19 protein-coding genes are annotated in these 19016 nt (G+C 56.5%); 8 read left to right on the forward strand and 11 right to left on the reverse strand.

Annotated features, from left to right (window positions below):
- The first annotated feature begins 80 nt into the window (after nucleotides 1–80).
- Nucleotides 81–455, forward strand: coding sequence for a glycine cleavage system protein GcvH (gcvH, locus tag LNA76_RS09750; RefSeq protein WP_086060363.1), 375 nt, complete (start codon nucleotides 81–83; stop codon nucleotides 453–455).
- 265 nt (nucleotides 456–720) lie between these two features.
- Here gcvH and LNA76_RS09755 read toward each other — a convergent pair whose 3' ends face one another.
- From LNA76_RS09755 to LNA76_RS09765, 3 genes are read right to left on the reverse strand one after another with little or no spacing between them, the layout of a single operon-like run.
- Nucleotides 721–1215: a dihydrofolate reductase gene (locus tag LNA76_RS09755; protein WP_230018998.1), complete on the reverse strand. Its 495-nt coding sequence runs from the start codon at nucleotides 1213–1215 to the stop codon at nucleotides 721–723.
- Entirely contained in the window at nucleotides 1212–2012 is an 801-nt protein-coding gene (locus LNA76_RS09760) for a thymidylate synthase (RefSeq protein WP_094195574.1), read from the reverse strand. The genes LNA76_RS09755 and LNA76_RS09760 overlap by 4 nt, the downstream gene beginning before the upstream one ends.
- A gap of 10 nt (nucleotides 2013–2022) precedes the next feature.
- Nucleotides 2023–2445 (reverse strand): OsmC family protein, encoded by a 423-nt coding sequence (locus LNA76_RS09765; RefSeq protein ID WP_162496913.1) that lies wholly within the window; start codon nucleotides 2443–2445, stop codon nucleotides 2023–2025.
- 546 nt (nucleotides 2446–2991) lie between these two features.
- On the opposite strand from LNA76_RS09765, the gene LNA76_RS09770 reads away from it, so the two are divergent.
- From LNA76_RS09770 to coq7, 6 genes are read left to right on the forward strand one after another with little or no spacing between them, the layout of a single operon-like run.
- A complete protein-coding gene (locus tag LNA76_RS09770; RefSeq protein ID WP_094198253.1) occupies nucleotides 2992–4647 on the forward strand; it encodes a cbb3-type cytochrome c oxidase subunit I in 1656 nt (551 codons plus the stop codon).
- A gap of 7 nt (nucleotides 4648–4654) precedes the next feature.
- Complete coding sequence (locus LNA76_RS09775) at nucleotides 4655–5245, forward strand: cbb3-type cytochrome c oxidase subunit II (protein WP_094195575.1); 591 nt, start codon at nucleotides 4655–4657, stop codon at nucleotides 5243–5245.
- 55 nt (nucleotides 5246–5300) lie between these two features.
- Nucleotides 5301–5888 carry a c-type cytochrome gene (locus LNA76_RS09780; protein WP_094195576.1) on the forward strand — a complete coding sequence of 196 codons (588 nt, stop codon included), beginning with the start codon at nucleotides 5301–5303 and terminating at the stop codon, nucleotides 5886–5888.
- 21 nt (nucleotides 5889–5909) lie between these two features.
- Nucleotides 5910–6545: an SCO family protein gene (locus tag LNA76_RS09785; protein ID WP_094195577.1), complete on the forward strand. Its 636-nt coding sequence runs from the start codon at nucleotides 5910–5912 to the stop codon at nucleotides 6543–6545.
- On the forward strand, nucleotides 6545–7180 hold the full coding sequence (locus tag LNA76_RS09790; protein WP_094195578.1) for a hypothetical protein: 636 nt from the start codon (nucleotides 6545–6547) through the stop codon (nucleotides 7178–7180). Before LNA76_RS09785 ends, LNA76_RS09790 begins: the two co-directional genes overlap by 1 nt.
- Before the next feature lie 31 nt (nucleotides 7181–7211).
- A complete protein-coding gene (coq7, locus tag LNA76_RS09795) occupies nucleotides 7212–7880 on the forward strand; it encodes a 2-polyprenyl-3-methyl-6-methoxy-1,4-benzoquinone monooxygenase (RefSeq protein ID WP_094195579.1) in 669 nt (222 codons plus the stop codon).
- A 610-nt stretch (nucleotides 7881–8490) separates the two neighbouring features.
- On the opposite strand, the gene pyk is transcribed toward coq7, so the two are convergent.
- The 6 genes from pyk to gcl form a co-directional block, all read right to left on the reverse strand.
- The gene (gene pyk, locus LNA76_RS09800; protein ID WP_094195580.1) at nucleotides 8491–9912 is read right to left on the reverse strand and encodes a pyruvate kinase; all 1422 of its coding nucleotides are present in this window, start codon (nucleotides 9910–9912) and stop codon (nucleotides 8491–8493) included.
- 29 nt (nucleotides 9913–9941) lie between these two features.
- Nucleotides 9942–10340, reverse strand: coding sequence for a GlcG/HbpS family heme-binding protein (locus tag LNA76_RS09805; RefSeq protein ID WP_009461115.1), 399 nt, complete (start codon nucleotides 10338–10340; stop codon nucleotides 9942–9944).
- Nucleotides 10341–10362: 22 nt separating this feature from the next.
- The gene (locus LNA76_RS09810) at nucleotides 10363–11640 is read right to left on the reverse strand and encodes a glycerate kinase type-2 family protein (RefSeq protein ID WP_108728139.1); all 1278 of its coding nucleotides are present in this window, start codon (nucleotides 11638–11640) and stop codon (nucleotides 10363–10365) included.
- A gap of 205 nt (nucleotides 11641–11845) precedes the next feature.
- Entirely contained in the window at nucleotides 11846–12730 is an 885-nt protein-coding gene (locus LNA76_RS09815) for a 2-hydroxy-3-oxopropionate reductase (protein WP_094195582.1), read from the reverse strand.
- A gap of 39 nt (nucleotides 12731–12769) precedes the next feature.
- Complete coding sequence (gene hyi / locus LNA76_RS09820; RefSeq protein ID WP_230019000.1) at nucleotides 12770–13558, reverse strand: hydroxypyruvate isomerase; 789 nt, start codon at nucleotides 13556–13558, stop codon at nucleotides 12770–12772.
- Nucleotides 13559–13586: 28 nt separating this feature from the next.
- Nucleotides 13587–15362: a glyoxylate carboligase gene (gene gcl / locus LNA76_RS09825; protein WP_108728136.1), complete on the reverse strand. Its 1776-nt coding sequence runs from the start codon at nucleotides 15360–15362 to the stop codon at nucleotides 13587–13589.
- A 110-nt stretch (nucleotides 15363–15472) separates the two neighbouring features.
- On the opposite strand from gcl, the gene LNA76_RS09830 reads away from it, so the two are divergent.
- A complete protein-coding gene (locus tag LNA76_RS09830; RefSeq protein ID WP_094195585.1) occupies nucleotides 15473–16390 on the forward strand; it encodes a LysR family transcriptional regulator in 918 nt (305 codons plus the stop codon).
- Nucleotides 16391–16453: 63 nt separating this feature from the next.
- Here LNA76_RS09830 and LNA76_RS09835 read toward each other — a convergent pair whose 3' ends face one another.
- On the reverse strand, nucleotides 16454–17329 hold the full coding sequence (locus LNA76_RS09835) for a hypothetical protein (RefSeq protein ID WP_230019002.1): 876 nt from the start codon (nucleotides 17327–17329) through the stop codon (nucleotides 16454–16456).
- 197 nt (nucleotides 17330–17526) lie between these two features.
- A complete protein-coding gene (locus LNA76_RS09840) occupies nucleotides 17527–19011 on the reverse strand; it encodes a nucleobase:cation symporter-2 family protein (protein WP_094195587.1) in 1485 nt (494 codons plus the stop codon).
- Nucleotides 19012–19016: the final 5 nt, after the last annotated feature.

A 19016-nucleotide genomic window follows, 5' to 3' on the forward strand; every position in this document is an offset into this window, starting at 1 on the left:
GAGTGGAAGCGGCAAGACGCAGTCTTTGCGGTCGCTTCTGACATTAACAGGATTGTGGGCTGGTGAGTCTGGGAGGCGATATGCAGTTGCCAGGAGATAGAAAGTACGTAGTAAGCCATGAGTGGGCCAAGGATGAGGACGGTATTGTGCTGGTTGGCATTACCGATTTTGCTCAGGATCAGTTGGGCGATTTGGTATTTGTGGGTGACTTCACTCCAGGTACGCGTTTGGCTGCGGGTGCAACGGCGGGTGTGGTGGAGTCGGTGAAAGCGGCCTCGGATATTTATGCGCCTGTGGCGGGCGAGCTGGTGGAGTTCAACCAAGCCTTATCCGATGCCCCGCATCTGATCAACGAAGCTCCGTTTGATACCTGGATTTTCAAGCTCAAGGCTGACAATCCAGCCGATCTGCAAGGCTTGCTGGATGGCCCCGCCTATGCGGCTGTGGCCGAGTAAGTTCAGATATTGATCTGACAGGAAGGCGTGTTGGCCCTGCTTGTTCCAGTCGGGCTGATCGTACAAAAAGGCCTGAATCCGATTTCACGGATTCAGGCCTTTTATGTGGTTCTAGCCTGCGAGTCTGAGCTTGGGACGGGGCAGATGGCTGCTTGAAACACGTGCCTGACTTCTGTCAGAGAACCTGAAACTTAGCCACGGGTGGGCTTGAGTTCCCGTGTCCATTGATCTCCAGATTGGTGGGGTTTCGGCGTCGCTCTTGCTCCTAACGACGGCGGCGATAGGTCACATAGTCGTAAGTGAAGCCATTTTCCTCGGGCTGGGGCAGACGTTCTACTTCCTGCCATTGGCCAACGGGTAGCTCTGGAAAGAAGGTGTCGCCGTCCACCTCAGCCTTGATCTCGGTTGCGATCAGCTCTTGCGCCATAGGCAGGGCCAGACGGAAGAGCTGCTCGCCACCAATCACGCAAGCGGCGTCGAAGCCAGGGCAGGCGGCCAGCGCGTCGTCTAGATTGCTGAATACCTGTGCGCCTTCTGCCTGGTAATCCGCATTGCGGCTGATCACCAGGTTCGGGCGGCCGGGCAGGGGACGGCCCAGCGACTCCCAGGTCTTGCGACCCATGATGATGGGCAAACCCATAGTCACGCGCTTGAAGTGCTGCAAGTCTGAAGGCAGACGCCAGGGCAGGTCGTTATCCTTGCCTATGCAGCGATTAGCGGCATAGGCAACGACCAGACGAATAATAGGGCTGGAACTCATACGGCAACAGGCGCCTTGATATGGGGATGTGGGTCGTAGTCGGTGATTTCGAAGTCTTCGTACTCGTAATCAAACAGACTGGCAGGTTTGCGTTTGATCGTCAGCTTGGGGTAGGGTCGCGGTTCACGTGACAACTGCAGTTCGGCCTGCTCGAAGTGGTTGGAGTACAGGTGGCAGTCGCCGCCTGTCCAGATGAAGTCGCCTACCTCCAGATCGCATTGCTGGGCCATCATGTGGGTCAGCAAGGCGTAGCTGGCAATATTGAAGGGCACTCCCAGGAAAATATCCGCACTGCGCTGGTAGAGCTGGCAGGAGAGTTTGCCGTCGGCGACATAGAACTGGAACAGGGCGTGGCAAGGAGGCAGGGCCATCTGGCCGACATCGGCCACGTTCCAGGCCGAGACGATCAGGCGACGCGAATCGGGATTTTTGCGGATCTGTTCCACCAACTGGCTGATCTGGTCGATGTGACGACCATCGGGCGTAGGCCAGGAGCGCCATTGCACCCCATAGACCGGGCCCAGATTGCCGTTCTCGTCGGCCCATTCGTCCCAGATGGATACGCCGCGTTCCTGGAGCCAGCGTACATTGGACTCACCGCGTAAAAACCACAGTAATTCAATAAAGATACTGCGGGTATGCAGCTTCTTGGTGGTGATCAGCGGAAAACCCTGCGACAGATCGAAGCGCATTTGGTGACCAAATACCGAGTTTGTGCCGGTGCCGGTGCGATCCCCTTTGGGGGTACCTTGGGTGTAGACCAGGCGCAGCAGGTCTTCGTAGGGATAAAGGGACATGTGTGTGGCCTCAGGCTTGCTGAATGTCGACGGAGTAGGTGATTTCGGCAGTTTTGCCCAGCATGGCCGAAGCCGAGCAGTATTTGTCGTGCGACAGTTGTACGGCACGTTCCACGGCCGCCTGGGGCAAGTCTTTGCCAGTGACCACAAAGGTGAAATGAATCTTGGTAAAGACTTTGGGATCGGTGTCGGCGCGTTCGGCGGTCAGCTTGACTTGGCAGCCGGTAATGGCGTGACGGCCGCGTTTGAGAATCAGCACCACGTCGTAGGCCGCGCAGCCACCCGCGCCGGTCAGCAACATTTCCATGGGTCGGGGAGCCAGGTTATTGCCGCCGCCTTCGGGTGCACCGTCCATGGCCGTCACATGACCGCTGCCGGTACGGGCAAGGAACAACATGCCGTCTTTGCCGCCCCAGTCGATTGTGCATTCCATAAGAATTCCTTTGTTTGCAGTGCGAGCCAAGACTCGTCAGTAGATAGATAGCGCTGATTGTACTTTTTGACGCGCTTGCGTGCAGCGTCTGTAGATAGTCTGTGGGGCGATGCCTACGGGCTGACTCTGTTACAGCTGCTTGCGATTTTGTGGCGTGTGTTCCGTGCCCGTATAAGAAATTCCATATAGACAAATCAGAACAGAACGGTGCTCTTTGTAAGATTTGGACTGGTTTTGTTATTTGTCCTAGGATAAACTGCTGTTCGGTACACGGCATTTTGAAACAGATATGTCACAGGGGTTTACCCTCGCCTATAATGACTGTCGCCCGTATACCAAAAAATGTCGTGCTCGTATTTGTTCTGCCTCAATAAACCCTGCTTTCAATGGGGGCTTTATTCAGACGTAACAGACGGGTGTTTTAACATGACGGCTCTCGCGACCTAGGCAGTCGCAGATTTTTTGCGTCCATGCTCTTTCGATCTGCGACGCGTCAAGTGCCGCCGAGCTGCTTGGCAGCTTCACATTAACCAGGCCTGGATCATTGTGAATACCGTTTCAATACTGCTACTAGCTTTCATATTGTCCGTTACAGGACTCTTTGTTTTCATCTGGTCGTTACGACGTAACTTCTTTGACCACAGTCCCGCTGCCTCGCGTGAGATCTTCTCCAAAGGCGAAATCGGGCAGGTAGATGACCCTTCCGCCACCCCTGAACAACGTCAGGCACTTCAAGAAGAAATGGGTCGCAAGACGATTTCTGCTGAAGACCGTCAGGCGCTCAGTCTTGAGTTGGCAGAACGCGTTGAAGCTGACCGCTCCACCGCTTCGGTCACGTTCATTTTGCTGGCCTGTTCGGTCTTTTGGCTGCTGTTTGCCTCGACGGCAGGTTTGATCAGCTCGATCAAGTTGCACGATCCCGAATTTCTGACGCAGCACGCCTGGATGACTTTCGGGCGCATGCGTACGCTGCACCTGAACGGTGTGGCGTATGGCTGGGCGCCAATGGCCGCTTTCGGCGTTGCCATGTGGATGTTGCCGCGTTTGCTCAAGACTCCTTTGATCGGTGCGCGTTATGCCATTACGGGCGGGATCTTGTGGAATATCGGCTTGGCTATCGGTCTGACATGTATCGCAATGGGTATCACCGACGGTATGGAATGGCTGGAGATGCCCTGGCAGGTTGATATCCTGATGGTTATCGGTGGTGCTCTGGCTGCCTTGCCTTTGGTCTTCACCTTGCAAAACCGTCGTGCTCACCACCTGTATGTGTCGGTGTGGTACATGGGCGCAGCCCTGTTCTGGTTCCCCATCCTGTTCCTGGTCGGTAACCTGCCTGCCGTGCACGTGGGTGTTGAGCAAGCAACCATGAACTGGTGGTTTGGTCACAACGTGCTGGGTCTGTTCTACACGCCGATGGCCCTGGCTACGGTGTATTACTTCCTGCCCAAGATCATTGGCCAGCCCATCAGCTCTTACAACCTGTCTCTGGTGGGTTTCTGGGGCCTGGCATTTTTCTACGGTCAGGTCGGTGGTCACCACCTGGTCGGTGGTCCTGTGCCGCAGTGGATGATCACGCTGTCCATCGTGCAAAGCATGATGATGATCATCCCTGTGCTGGCGTTCTCGATTAACCAGCACTACACCATGAAAGGGCACTTCCGTACCCTGATTCACTCGCCTACTCTGCGCTTTATCGTGCTGGGTGGCATGATGTACACCGTCAGCTCCATTCAAGGTTCTTTTGAAGCGCTGCGCAGCATCAACACGATTACCCACTTCACGCACTTCACGGTTGCCCACGCCCATATCGGCTTGTATGGCTTCTTTACCATCGTGATGTTCGGCGCCATCTACTATGTGATGCCACGTGTGATGTCCTGGGAATGGCCTTACCCCAAACTGATCTCCCTGCACTTCTGGCTGGTCGTGATTGGTTTCTCCATTTACGCCATCGGTTTGAGCATTGGCGGCTGGTTGCAAGGTGTGGCCATGCTTGATCCGGCTAAGTCTTTCATGGAGTCGGTGTTTGTCACGATGCCTTACCTGAAGTCGCGCTCGATTGGTGGCGGTTTGATGACTTTGGGTCACCTTGTGTTTGCCTTCCACTTTGTGGCAATGGCTTTGCGCTATGGCAGCCGTCGTATTGGTCCAGCCCTGTTTCACCAGCGCTCGGCAACTCGCAATGTAGTGGAGGCATGATTTAGTCATGGAAAGCGAATACAAACTATTGGGCGGCGCCATGGTGACGCTGGCCCTGGCCACATCGGCTCTGGTCGTTGTCCCTTATCTGCAGGTGAAAAGGGTGGAGCCCTCTCCAGGGCTCAAGCCTTACACCGAGGTAGAACTGCGCGGCCGTCAGGAATATATCGATATGGGCTGTGTCTACTGTCACTCGCAGCAGCCACGCAGCCAAAACCAGGCTCCCGACTTCCAGCGTGGCTGGGGTCGTGCCTCGGTGGCAGGCGACTACTACTACGACACACCTCACTTGCTCGGCACCATGCGTACCGGTCCTGACCTGCTCAATATTGGTGCTCGTCAGCCTAGCGTGGACTGGCACCTGGGTCACTTGTATCAGCCTCGCGCCTACACCCCTGGCAGCAATATGCCTTCTTACCCCTTCATGTTCGAGCTCAAGGACAAGGCAGAGGAAGGCGATAAAGTTGTCAATCTACCCGGTGAATTTGCGCCTGAGGGTAAGGTGGTTGTGGCCAAGCAAGAGGCCCTGGACCTGGTTCAATACCTGTTGGCGCTGGATCGTACGTATCCCGTATCGCCAGCCAGCGTTATCAAATAAACAGGCATTGCTGAGCTAGCGCGCCCCGCAAGGCGGGGCGCCTCGGAGAATTAGAATGAGCGACAAACGTAAATATGACGCGCAGCTGCGTGAGAATGCTGATCCGGAAGAAAATGCAGCGCCGATTCCTTGGGTAGTTCTGCTGATCATTGCGGGTCTGTTCCTGTGGGGCATCTACTATATTTTCAGCAGCGACTTGAGCCATGACTCAACCGTAGGTGACAACCGTATCGTTGCCGACTTCGAATTGCCTGAAGGCGCGGTTGATGGTCAGCAGTTGTTCGTAGCCCAATGTTCCGCCTGTCACCAGGCAACGGGCGCAGGTGTTCCAGGCGTGTTCCCTCCACTAGTTGGTTCCGAGTGGGTGCTGCGCAAGCCAGAAGTTTTGGTCCAGATCATGCTGCATGGTATTACCGGTGAGCTTACCGTCAAGGGTAATAAGTACAATGGTGCAATGCCTGAGTTCCGCGAGAAGTTCAACGACGAGGAAATGACGGCTGTTGTTAATTACCTGCGTACAGAGTTGGGTGGCAATAGCGCCGATCCTGTAGACGTGGCCTTTGTCAAAGCCGAACGTGAAAAAACAGCTGATAAAACCGATCCTTGGAATGGGGACGCCGACTTGGCTCCCATGGAACAGTAGGACTGAAATGATGGGCCAGCGATGAGACTATTTATAAGTATTCTCCTGGTTTTTGCCCTGGGTATTGGGGCTCTGGCTCATCTGACACAAGGGTTCACTGCCCTGACCGCCGAGACGGCCCGTCGCAATGATGTCGCCGCTTCGCCGCGTCTGATATCCGATGTCGAAGTACTGCTCCCAGCCGGGGGCAGTACCCAGCTAAGTTCTCTGCTGCAAAATGATGGCCGCATCACCATCGTCAATTTCATCTATACCCGCTGCGTCACGCTATGTCTGGCGATGGGCTCGGAGTATCAGCAACTGCAAAAAGCCATTGTGGACGAAGGTTTGCAGGATCGCATACGTCTGCTGAGCATCAGCTTCGATCCCACCGACTCGCCCGATCACTTGCGCCGTTACAGCAAAACCATGAAGGCCAATCCCGACGTCTGGCAGTTTGTCACCATGATGCCGGGGGACCAGCGCCAGCGTGTACTGGATGATTTTGGCATCATCGTGATTCCTGCCCCCTTTGACGAGTACGAGCATAACGCGGCCTACCACGTCGTCAGCCCCGAGCCGCGCCTGGGGCGTATCGTGGATTATGGTGAGCCTATGCTGGCCCTGGCCTACGCCAAACGGGCCTTAGAGAACCTGAACAAGACGGAGGGGCTGTAATGTCGTTGAAACGTGTTGTTGCGCCCTCCACGGTACGTCCCTATTTAGGTAGCGCGCTGGCCTTGCTGGCTGCCGTGCTGTTTGCGTGTGCTGCTTTTTGGGATCGTCCCCTGACGGTATCCATGAGTCTGCACATGCTGGTGCATATTCCGCTGCTGGTGCTCTCGGGCGTTGCCTTGCAACTGGCATTGCGCTATCAGGGGGTAGGCCGTTCGCCTGCCATGAAGGCCTTGCTGCGCCCTTATTACGCCATGAATGAATATGGTTTGCCCGGCCTGATCCTGGTCAGTTTTGCTGCGGCTTACTGGATGGTTCCCAAGGCGCTGGATGATGTTCTGGTATCGCCTTCGATGGCCACTGCCAAATATATTGGTCTAGTGCTGATGGGCATGTTGTTTATGGAGTCCTGGCGACGTGCCCACTTGGTGTTTCGCCTGTTTTTCTTTGGCAACTTCAGTTGGATGATGGCCATTGTGGGTTTGCTGTATTACGACAATCCGGTTCGGCTCTGTAATTTCTACCTACAGTCCGACCAAGAGATTGCCGGCATAGGGCTGGTTATCATGGCTTGTGTGCTGCCATTGCTTTGGCTCTTGTCCGAGAGCAAGGCCGTGATCGCCTTTTTGCGGCAATAATACCCATCCATTTTGTTTTGCAGGTGTCCTCATGAGCCATACCGTTTCCAATAGCGATAATCGCCTGTACCGGCGCAACAGCTTTTTTGACCAGATTCTGAGCGAGACGAATCGGGCTTTGGAAGTATTGGGACGTTCCGCACGTGCTTCGCGCCCGAATCCCGCGGGTAAGGAAGTGTCCGAGATCACGGCGGACGAAGCCCGTCATGCGGCAGGTTTGATGCGTGTGAACCATGTGGGCGAGATTTGTGCCCAAGCCTTGTACCGTAGCCAGGCCATGCTGTGTAAAGATCCGCAGGCGACGGAAGTGCTGTTGCAAGCCGCGCAGGAAGAGGTTGATCATCTGGCCTGGTGCGATGACCGGCTGCGTGAACTGGACAGCCGTCCCAGCGTATTCAACCCTTTGTGGTATGCCGGATCCTTTGCGCTGGGCTTGCTCGCCAGCCGGGCAGGGGTGCCGTATAACCTGGGTTTTATGGCCGAGACTGAACGTCAGGTTGAAGAGCATCTGGAAAGTCATCTGCAGTCCTTGCCTGCCACCGATAATCGCTCGCGCCGCATTGTAGAAAAAATGCGCGATGACGAAATTGAACATCGTCGTACCGCCGAGAATCATGGTGCAGCCGGTTTGCCGCCTCCGGTAAAAACCTTGATGCGCATGATGTCCAAGGTGATGACAACCACGGCTTATCGCCTGTAAAAGAAGTTTCTCGGCCAAGTCGCTCATCGTTGAGCACTGAGTTTTCAGAGCGGTAACGGGTAAAACGGGTCAATAGTTGGCCCGTTTTGATTTATAGCCTCAAGGCCTGATAGACGGCCTAGGGTTAACGACTAGATACCTGACAAAGGATTTGCGCTAGCAAATTGATGTATTAAAGCGACAAGATGGTGATCTAAGGGTTTTCCTCAGCATTTATCTTGCATCGCAGCATTTTTGTAGGTAGACTGCAGTTATTGGATGTTGAAAAGAAAGCGGGAATAAGCAAAAGCACAAGCGTAATAACCCTTAGCTTTCTGGCTCGATATTTTATCTAGTAGCCCAACTTGCCACGATTGTCTCCTCCACCCTCCTCCTTTGGTGGATTTGCCCGAGATCTTTAGATCTCGGGTTTTTTTTTGCCTGTGTGTGTCGGAACGCTTGGTACAGCGTGAAAGCCTGTGCCAGGGCCTCCTTAGGCGGGTGTCGCAGTAAGTGTGGATGTGCAAGCTTGATCTGGGGGCTGAGCCCGGTTATGAAGCGGGAGCCTGAATGTAGAAAACCTTGTCCAACATATTGATGGACAAGGTTTTTTTACCTGCTTTGGGTGAACTTACTTTTGTGGAACGGTAGCCACATGTAGCAAGTTTGTGCGACCACTGGTGCCAAAAGGAACACCGGCAATCATTACGATGGTGTCGCCAGCCTGAGCGAACTCATGCTGCGCTGCCATATCGGTCGCGTGATCAATCATTTCGCCCAGATCGCTGACGTCTTCGCAAGGCACGGCATGTACACCCCAGGCCAAGGTCAGACGGCGTGCGGTTTCCACACGGGGTGTCAGTGCCAGGATAGGAGCGATGGGCCGTTCACGGCTGGCGCGCAAGGCGCTAAAGCCGGTCGTGGTGTAGGCCACGTTTGTTGCTGGTTCCAGAATGCTGGCCACACGACGCAGGGCGCAGCAGATCGCGTCTGCGGTGCTGGCTTCGGCGGTGCTGTGGTTGGCTTCCAGAATGGTGCGCCAGCTAGGATCGTTTTCGATCTCTTTGATGATGCTGTCCATGATGGACACAGCCTCCAGTGGAAACTGGCCTGCGGCCGACTCGGCAGACAGCATGACGGCGTCGGCGCCCGAGTAAATGGCGGTGGCCACGTCGGAGGCTTCAGCACGAGTAGGGACAGGCGAGGAGATCATGGATTCCAGCATCTGTGTGGCAACGACCACCGGTCGCCCTGCCGCACGGGCAGTACGCACGATTTGACGCTGCAACACAGGCACGCGCTGGGGTGGGACTTCCACGCCCAGGTCGCCACGTGCCACCATCACGCCGTCGCACAGCTGGACGATTTCTTCCAGGTGCTCCAACGCTTGTGGTTTTTCCAGCTTGGCCATGATCCAGGCCTTGTCACCGATCAGCTCGCGGGCTTCACGAATGTCGCCAGGACGCTGCACAAAGGACAGCGCAACCCAATCCACGCCTAATTCCAGTCCAAACTTCAGATCGACCAGGTCTTTCTCGGTCAAGGGCGAGATAGGCAGTACCACGCCGGGTACATTCACGCCTTTGCGATCGGACAGGGGACCGCCGACCATGACGGTGGTTTCTGCAAAATCCGGACCAAAGCTGTCCACACGCAGACGCAGCTTGCCGTCATCGAGCAGCAGGTCTGTCCCGTCTTCCAGAGCGGCGAAGATTTCGGGGTGGGGCAGGTAGGCACGCTGGCTGGTTCCCTGGGCAGGGTCCAGATCCAGACGAAATTTCTGGCCGGTTTCCAATGTCACGCGGCCATCTTTCATTGTGCCAACGCGCAGCTTGGGGCCTTGCAGGTCCAATAGAATACCGATACTGCGACCGGTTTCCTTTTCAATCTGACGAATGGTGTGATAGCGCGCGGCATGGTCCTCGTGGCTGCCGTGGCTAAAGTTCAGGCGGAATACATCAGCTCCGGCCTCGAACAATTCACGAATGCGCTCTGGCGTGGAGCTGGCAGGACCCAGCGTAGCCAGAATGCGGGAATGACGTTGACGTTTCATGGGTTGTTGTCCTTAGGGGGATCGATAGCTCAAAGAGCAGCGATACCGGCGCGGGCGATCTGAGCGTCTTCAGGTGCTTTCACGCCGGACACGCCGACGGCACCAATGACTTGACCGTCCACCACAATCGGCTCGCCGCCTTCCAGTGGCGTAATGGGCATGGACAGAGCGGCAAAGCGACCATTGTTGACCATGTCTTCAAATACCTTGCTGGGCTTGCCACCACCAAGTACGCAGGTGTGTGCTTTTGCGGGGGCAACCTGGGCGCTCATCAAGGGAGCGCCGTCCATACGCTGCATCCAGAGCGCGTGACCGCCTGCATCGCAAATGGCGATGCTGACAGCCCAGTTGTTCTTGAGCGCTTCTTGCTCGGCAGCGGCAGCTATTTTTTTAACATCGGCCAGGGTCAGTACTTTTGTGTCTCTCATGTCCAGTCCTTTATGAAAAGCGTTAATCGCTAGGGGATAAAACCAAAATGGCACGGAAATCGTTGACGTTGGTCAGGGTCGGGCCCGTGACCAAGGCGTCATCCAAGGCTTCAAAGAAGCCATGACCATCATTATTGTCCAGACTGGCCCTGGGGCGTATACCTTGTTGCCAGGCACGCTCCAACGTGTCCGGACCGCAGAAGGCTCCGGCAATTTCTTCCTGGCCATCCACACCGTCGGTATCGCCTGCCAAGCCGTAGATACCGGGTGCCCCGTTCAAGGCGATGGCGGTGGACAGCAGAAACTCCACATTGCGACCGCCTCGACCCTGGCCGCGTAAGGTTACGGTGGTTTCTCCGCCCGAGAGCAGCACGCAGGGAGCTTGGGCAGGCTGCTCATGTTGGGCAACGCTCAAGGCGATACCGGCCATGACTTTGCCGACATCGCGGGCTTCGCCTTCAATGCTGTCGCCCAGCAAGACGGGACGCACGCCCCGGGCCTCAGCGACACGAGCGGCAGCCAGCAGGGCCAGTTGTGGTGTGGCGACCAAATGGGTGGTGACATGAGTCAGGCGTGGATCGTCGGGTTTGATGGTTTCGCCATCACCGCTCTCTAGCAGGGCACGGGCTGCGGCGGGAATGTCGATGCCGTAGCGGGTGATGATTTCCAGCGCTTGCTCGCACGTGGTGGGATCGGCCACCGTGGGGCCAGAAGCGATGTCCATGGGCTTGTCGCCGGGAACATCGGAAATCAGCAGGTTCAGAACACGGGCAGGAGCACAAGCCGCAGCCAGACGCCCCCCTTTGATGGCAGACAGGTGACGACGGACGGTGTTCATCTCGCCAATCGAGGCGCCCGATTTCAGCAGCGCCTTATTGATGGCTTGTTTGTCGGCCAGGGTGATGCCTTCTGCGGCCAGAGGCAGCAGAGACGAGCCACCTCCGGAAATCAGGCAAATCACCAGATCGTCCTCGTTCAGATTGCTGACCGTGCGCAAAATTTCGCGGGCTGCGTCTTCGCCGGCCTGGTCGGGCACAGGGTGGGACGCTTCCAGAATCTTGATGTGATCACACGGCACGCTGTAGCCGTACCGGGTCACGACCACGCCGCTGATAGGACCTTTGTCCCAGTGACGCTCCAGGGCCTGGGCCATTGCTGCTGATGCCTTACCCGCGCCGATCACAATGGTGCGCCCTTTAGGAGCATCGGGCAGGTAGGGCGGGATGCAGTGTTCGGGTTGAGCCGCGTTGACGGCAGCCTGAAACATTTTGCTGAGTAAGTCTTGTGGCTCGATCTTCATGGGGCAATCCTAAAGCAGAGCGATGGCAACAGGCCATCTTACTGCGCGACAACACGCCTTCACATCCCCGCTTCGACTTGCTGCTCCGAAGATGGGGGGACCTGGCGGTAAAAAAGCGGGCAGCAGCCCGCTTGCCGGACGTCCCAGCCGTGCTGGTTGAATGGAGAGAAAAACCAGCCCGGACGGGAGCATCCTTGAACCGGTCTTATTGACCAATCTCGTAATTGGCCATGATTTCCAGAGCACGGACCATGGCGGAGTGGTCTTGTGCAGCGCCACCGTGAGCGGCGCAGGTGTTGAACAGTTCCTGGGCCGTTGCGGTGTTGGGCAGAGCCACGCCCAGCTGACGTGCGGTAGTCAGGGCCAGGTTCAAGTCCTTCTGGTGCAGTTCGATGCGAAAGCCCGGATCAAACGTGCGCTTGACCATGCGCTCGCCGTGCACTTCCAGAATACGGGAGTTGGCAAAACCGCCCATCAGCGCTTCACGGACCTTGCCTGCATCGGCACCGGCCTTGGAGGCCAGCAACAGGGCTTCGCCCACAGCCTCAATGGTCAAGGCCACAATGATCTGGTTGGCCACTTTGGTGATCTGACCGTCGCCGTAGCCGCCGACCAGGGTGATGTTCTTGCCCATCAGTTCAAACAGCGGCTTGACCTTGTCGAAGGCTTCTTGCTTGCCGCCCACCATGATGGTCAACGAGCCGGCTTTGGCGCCGACCTCGCCACCGGATACCGGAGCGTCCAGGTATTCGCAGCCCAGCTTGACGATGCGCTCGGCAAAGCCTTTGGTGGCCACGGGGGAGATGGAGCTCATGTCCACCACGATCTTGCCAGCGGTCAGACCGGCGGCAACGCCGTCTTCGCCAAACAGTGCGTCTTCCACGTGCGGGGTGTCGGGCACCATCGTGATGATGATGTCAGCCTGGCGGGTGACTTCGGTGCCGTTGGCGCAAACGGTTGCACCGGCTTCTTTCACGCTTTTGGGGAAGTCGCCACGGGTGTAGGCAAACAGCTCATGACCACCCTTGATCAGGTTGACGGCCATGGGTGCGCCCATGATGCCCAAACCAATAAAACCGATTTTAGCCATTGTGTAATCTCCTAATAATTATTTGCAGGTATCTGACGATCAGGCGGTGACTTCAGTCAGTTCAGTCATCCAGCCCAGGCCATCCTTGGTCACGCCAGCGGGCTTGTACTCGCCGCCGATCCAGCCCTGGTAGCCAATGCTGTCGATGTACTTGAACAGCCAGGCGTAGTTGATCTCGCCTGTGCCCGGTTCGTTGCGACCTGGGTTATCCGCGATCTGGATGTGTGCAATCTTGTCCAGGTGCTTTTTCAGTGTGTTGGCCAGCTCGCCTTCCATGCGCTGGGCGTGGTAGACGTCGTATTGGATGAACAGATTGTCCGAACCCACGTCCTGCAACAGAGCCGCAGCCTGTTCGGTGCGATTCAGGTAGAAACCGGGGATGTCGAAGGTGTTGATGGGTTCAACCAGCAGACGCAGACCAGCGTCTTTCAGCTTGGCGGCAGCAAACTGCAGATTGCTGACCAGCGTTTTGTGGGCCAGTTCGCGATCAGCGCCCTCGGCCAGTTTGCCGGCCAGGCAGTTCACCTGTTTGCAGCCCAGCGTTGTGGCGTATTCGATGGCACGGCCAACGCCGTCCTGGAATTCGCCCACACGCTCGGGCAGGATTGCAATGCCGCGCTCGCCGCCGTCCCAGTCGCCCGCAGGCAGGTTGTGCAACACTTGGGTCAAACCGTGTTGTTGCAGTTTGTCAGCCAGTTGCTGTTTGTCGTAGGCGTAGGGGAACAGGTACTCCACTGCCTTGAAACCGGCTTGGGCCGCTGCCTGGAAGCGATCCAGGAAGTCGTGCTCGTTAAACAGCATGGTCAGGTTGGCGGCAAATTTTGGCATAGTGCTACTCCGTTTTTTAAATCAGCAATCAGTCCATCAGCGAGATGGCGGTGGGGGCGTCAATACCCGCTTCGGCCAGGGACTCGAATTCCGTCACATTGTGCAGTTCGGTGCCCATGGCAATGTTGGTGACGCGCTCCAGAATCAGTTCGACCACAACCGGCACGCTGAACTCTTTCATCCATGCACGAGCCTGTTCAATGGCAGGCTGGATGTCTTCGGGTTTGTGTACACGGATGGCTTTGCAACCCAGACCTTCCACCACAGTGATGTGATCCACACCATAACCTTCGGTTTCAGGGGCGTTGATGTTGTCAAAGGCCAGTTGTACACAATAGTCCATCTCGAAGCCACGCTGTGCCTGACGAATCAGACCCAGGTAGGCGTTGTTGACCAGAATATGGATGTAAGGCAGCTTGAATTGCGCACCCACGGCCAACTCTTCAATCATGAACTGGAAGTCGTAGTCGCCCGAAATGGCCACTACTTCACGGCCGGGGTCAGCCGCAACCACACCCAGAGCGGCGGGAATAGTCCAGCCCAATGGGCCTGCCTGACCGCAGTTGATCCAGTGACGTGGCTTGTACACGTGCAGAAACTGGGCGGCCGCAATCTGCGACAGACCAATAGTGCTGACATAGGTGGTCGAAGGGCCAAAGGCGCGGTTCATTTCTTCGTATACGCGCTGAGGCTTCAAGGGCACGTTGTCGAAGTTGGTTTTGCGCTGCAAGGTGGCTTTGCGCTTCTGGCAATCGGCAACCCAGGCGGCACGGTCGCGCAGCTTGCCGGCGGCCTTGTATTCTTTGGCCACTTCAATGAACAGCTTCAGTGCAGCGCCAGCGTCCGAGGCAATGCCCAGATCAGGGCCGAATACGCGACCGATCTGTGTGGGTTCGATATCTACGTGCACGAACTTGCGGCCTTCGGTGTAGACGTCTACCGAGCCGGTGTGGCGGTTGGCCCAGCGGTTACCGATACCGAATACGAAGTCCGAAGCCAGCAAAGTCTGGTTGCCGTAGCGGTGCGAGGTCTGCAGACCCACCATGCCGGCCATCAGCGGGTGATCGTCGGCAACCGTGCCCCAGCCCATCAGGGTTGGAATAACAGGGACGTTGACCAGCTCGGCAAACTCTTGCAGCAGCTCGGATGCGTTGGCGTTGATCACGCCACCACCGGAGACGATCAGCGGACGCTCGGAAGCGTTCAGCAGTTCGATGGCTTTTTCAGCCTGGGCGCGGGTGGCGGTTGGCTTGTAGGCTTCCAGTGGTGAGTAGGTGTCCAGATCGAATTCGATCTCGGCCATTTGTACATCGATAGGCATATCAATCAGCACAGGACCGGGGCGGCCCGAGCGCATGATGTGAAAGGCTTGCTGGAACACACGTGGGATCAGATCGGGTTCGCGAACTGTTACAGCCCATTTGGTCACAGGCTTGGCAATGGATTCAATGTCCACCGCCTGGAAGTCTTCTTTGTACAGGCGGGCACGAGGGGCCTGACCGGTAATGCACAGAATTGGGATCGAGTCAGCCGATGCGGAGTACAGGCCGGTGATCATGTCGGTGCCAGCGGGGCCGGAAGTACCGATACATACGCCGATATTGCCGGGATTGGCACGGGTAAAACCTTCGGCCATGTGGGAAGCGCCTTCCACGTGACGGGCGAGAATGTGATCAAAGCCACCTTCTTTGCGCAGGGCGGAGTAGAAGGGGTTGATGGCGGCGCCGGGCACGCCAAATACGGTGCTCACGCCTTCTTTACGTAAAATTGCGGCGGCGGCGTCCACTGCTCTCATTCGAGCCATTGATATCTCCTAGATCATCGTTTGACGAAATTCACAACTCGATAATAAGGAGTGATGGACCTGCCTAGAAATGGTGGTACGATTGTTTCTATCGATACTTGGAGTATTGAATGAGCCGTTACACCGAAATTAGAAGTTTTGCATTGGTCGCTGAAAAAGGCAGTTTTGCGGCCGCTTCCGTGGTCGAAGGAGTCACCCCCGTAGTCATGGGTCGCCGCCTGGATGCGCTGGAGCAGCGCCTGGGTGTGCGCTTGATGCACCGATCCACTCGCGGGCTGACATTGACCGATCTGGGCGAGCAGTTTCTGGAGCAGTGCAAACAAATTCTGAAGGACTTTGAAGAGGCCGAAGCCAGTATCAGCGCCCAGCGTAAAGTGGTGCGCGGACACCTGGTGGTATCGGCTCCGGCGGCCTTTGGGCGCCGTCATGTAGCGCCCCATGCCTTGTCCTTCAAAAAGCGTTATCCCGAGCTGAAGCTGTCTTTTAACTTCACCGACAGCGTGGTGGATCTGGTGCGTGAGGGCTATGACATGGCCTTGCGGATTGGTGAAGTGACTGACCCCAACTATGTGGCCGTTCGCCTGTATCCGAACCGGCGTGTGGTATGCGGCACGCCTGAATACTTTGAGCGCTATGGTGTACCGCGCGTGCCTGAAGATCTGGCGCGTCACAACTGCTTGGCCTTTAACTTGCAAGGCGGTCAGCAACGCGGCTGGACCTTCCTGCGTGATGGCCGGCCTTTGGCGGTACGAGTCGATGGGGACCTGGATTGCAATGACGGTGAACTGCTTTTTAATTGGGTCAAGCAAGGTTGGGGCATAGGCTGGCGATCTACCTGGGAAATTCAGCCAGAACTCAAGCGGGGCGAGCTGGTAACGGTGCTGAATGAGTTCGAGATTCCCAGCTACGATATCCAGGCGGTGTATCAGCAGCAGCGCTATTTACCGGCCAAGGTGCGGCGTTTTATTGACTATTTGCGCGCCATCTATAACACGCCGGGCTACTGGGATGGCGAGGTGAAGTTCTAGCGTTTTTGCGTATTTCGACTGTAAAAAACCGCTTCGAAAAGCGGTTTTTTTGCTGCGTACGACTTAGAAATGCCATTCCAACTGTACGGTCGGGGCGCTGGTTTTGATACCGGGTTTCAGGCTGCCGTCTGCCTTGTAGCGGTTGCCGAACTTGTTGTACCAGTACTCGTAGCCAATTCCCACCCACAAGGTGTTCTTCTTGTCGAAAGCCACTTTACCCACGTCAGCCATCAAAGACGTGCGAACCAGCACTTCAGACTTGGTACTGATACCGGCGTAGTCGTCACCTTTGGGGCCGGCATAGTTGGCAAAGCCCTGGAACTTCAAAGGCACTGAACCCACATCAAAGGGCAGATTCCAGTTCAGGCTGGCCAGAAACTGGGTGTCGAAAGAGCGGCGGCTGTCCGGGCAGGCGGGAGCGCCCAGACCGCAGTGGTTCCACTCTTTCCCAACCATCAGACTCAGATCTACAAAGCCTCGGGGCACATCGAATTTAAAGGTAGGGCCCAGCACCAGTAGGCGTTTGCGCGGTGCAAAGGCGGTGTTTTTGGTATTCAGGTCAAAACCCGCTGTGACGGCTACATCTTTCACGGGGCCAAAGCTGATGTTCTTGTCGAATACCTTGCTCATGGAGAGCTGGTGGCGATAGGTGGCGTAGAACTCGGTGGCGCCATTGCTGCCGTTGCCATTGGAGGGGTCGTAGCGGTCCGATTGCAGGATGTCGAGGTTAAAGAAGTTCTGCCCCAAGCTGTAGCCATTGACGTGGGTCAGGCTCAGGATGTGCTTCTGGATAGTCCGGTCGTTCATCGGCTCGGTGTACTGCGTGCTGAAGCGGTAGCCTAAAAAGGTGTCGCTCCAGTCGGCTGCGAAAGCGGGGCTGGACAGCAGGGGGGCGGCTAGCAGGGCGTATGCCCAGCGAGCAGGGTGTCGGTGTTTCATGGTGTCTCCTCTTTGAATGGGCGCAAACAGGTCCCTGGGATCTGGTGTCCCTTGTGGCCTGCTGCTGTAGTTTTTTTGCGTGGGTGCTACTGACCTTGCTTAGATTAATTATGGACAGTCGATACTTTTATGAAGGTATTGCAGAAATTTGAATAGCCGCCCACGCGTGAAACCGGGCGGCTATTCAAAAGGGGGACTTAGCCGTTTTGTGAGGCTAGTTGATTGCTGGTTTCTTCAGCCGCTTTTTGGGCGTTGGCCTGTTTGCGAGCCTGGGTGGCTGCGGTGGACTCAACAGCGTGGCCTTGGTCGGCGTACTTTTCCATGCCGTTGAAAAACAGGTTCAGCAAGATGGCAGAGACGGCGGCCAGCAAGATTCCGCTATGCAGCAAGGGAGCCAGCGCGGGTGGCATCTTGTCCAGCAGGTGCTCGGCAACCAGGGGGATCATGCCAAAGCCCAGGCTGATGGCCACGATGTAGGGGTTGTAAGGGTTGCGGTTCAGGTTGGCCGACATCAGGATCTTGATGCCAGTCGCAGCCACCATCCCAAACATCACGATGCCAGCACCACCCAGAACATAGTTGGGAATGGAGGCCACGATGAACGCCATTTTGGGAAATAGGCCCAGCATGATCAGGAAGGCACCGCCCATGACACATACCCAGCGGCTGCGCACACCGGTCACGCTGACCAACCCTACGTTCTGCGAGAAAGAGCTGTGCGGGAAAGTGTTCATGATGCCGCCCACCAGGGTGCCCAGGCCGTCGGTGCGCAGACCACGCACCAGCGCTTCACGGTCGGTAGGACGGCCGCAGATGGAACCCAGTGCCAGGAACATGCCCAGCGATTCAACCATGATCACCACCATGATCAGCGACAGGACCGCCGCTGCGCCCAGCAGGGCCCAGCTGAAAGTCGGTACGCCAAAGTGAAATGGAGTCACCACAGCAAACCAACTGGTCTGATCCAGACCTTCAAAGGTGATGCGACCCATGGCCAAGGAAACGAAGAAACCGACCAGCAGGCCAATCAGCACCGCCACGTTTGCCAGGAAACCGCGCGCAAACTTGGTGATCAGCAAGATGACGGTCAGCACCATCAGGGCAATGCCCAGGTTTTCCAACGAACCGTAGTCGGGATTGGGGATGGACATGCCGGTGGCCGGATCTGTAATGGTGGGAGCGCCGCCACCAATCCAGTTCAGACCCACGCGCATCAGCGTTACACCAATGACGGTAATGATGATGCCGGTCACAACAGGGGGGAACAGGCCCATCAGACGGCTAAATACCGGAGCGATCAGAATACTGAAGATACCGGCCAGGATCGTGGCGCCAAAAATACCGGGCAGACCCAGTTGTGGGTCCAGGCCGATGGCGATCATGGGGCTGACCGCTGCAAACGACACACCCATCATGACGGGCAGCTTGATGCCGAACATGCCCAGACCGCGAGCCTGAATGATGGTAATCAGGCCACAACACAACAGGTCGGCATTGATCAGGAATGCGATCTGTTCTTTGGACAGGCCCAAAGCCGCGCCAATGATCAGGGGGACAGCAACTGCGCCCGCGTACATCACCATGACGTGTTGCAAACCAAGGGTTGCCAGGCGCCCCGTTGGTAGGCGTTCATCTACACCGTCACAAGCAACAGGTGTGGACACTTCTGGGTTGGCGGACATCCGGG

This window comes from Alcaligenes sp. MMA (assembly GCF_020907215.1).
GTDB classification, from domain to species: Bacteria; Pseudomonadota; Gammaproteobacteria; order Burkholderiales; family Burkholderiaceae_B; genus Alcaligenes; species Alcaligenes aquatilis.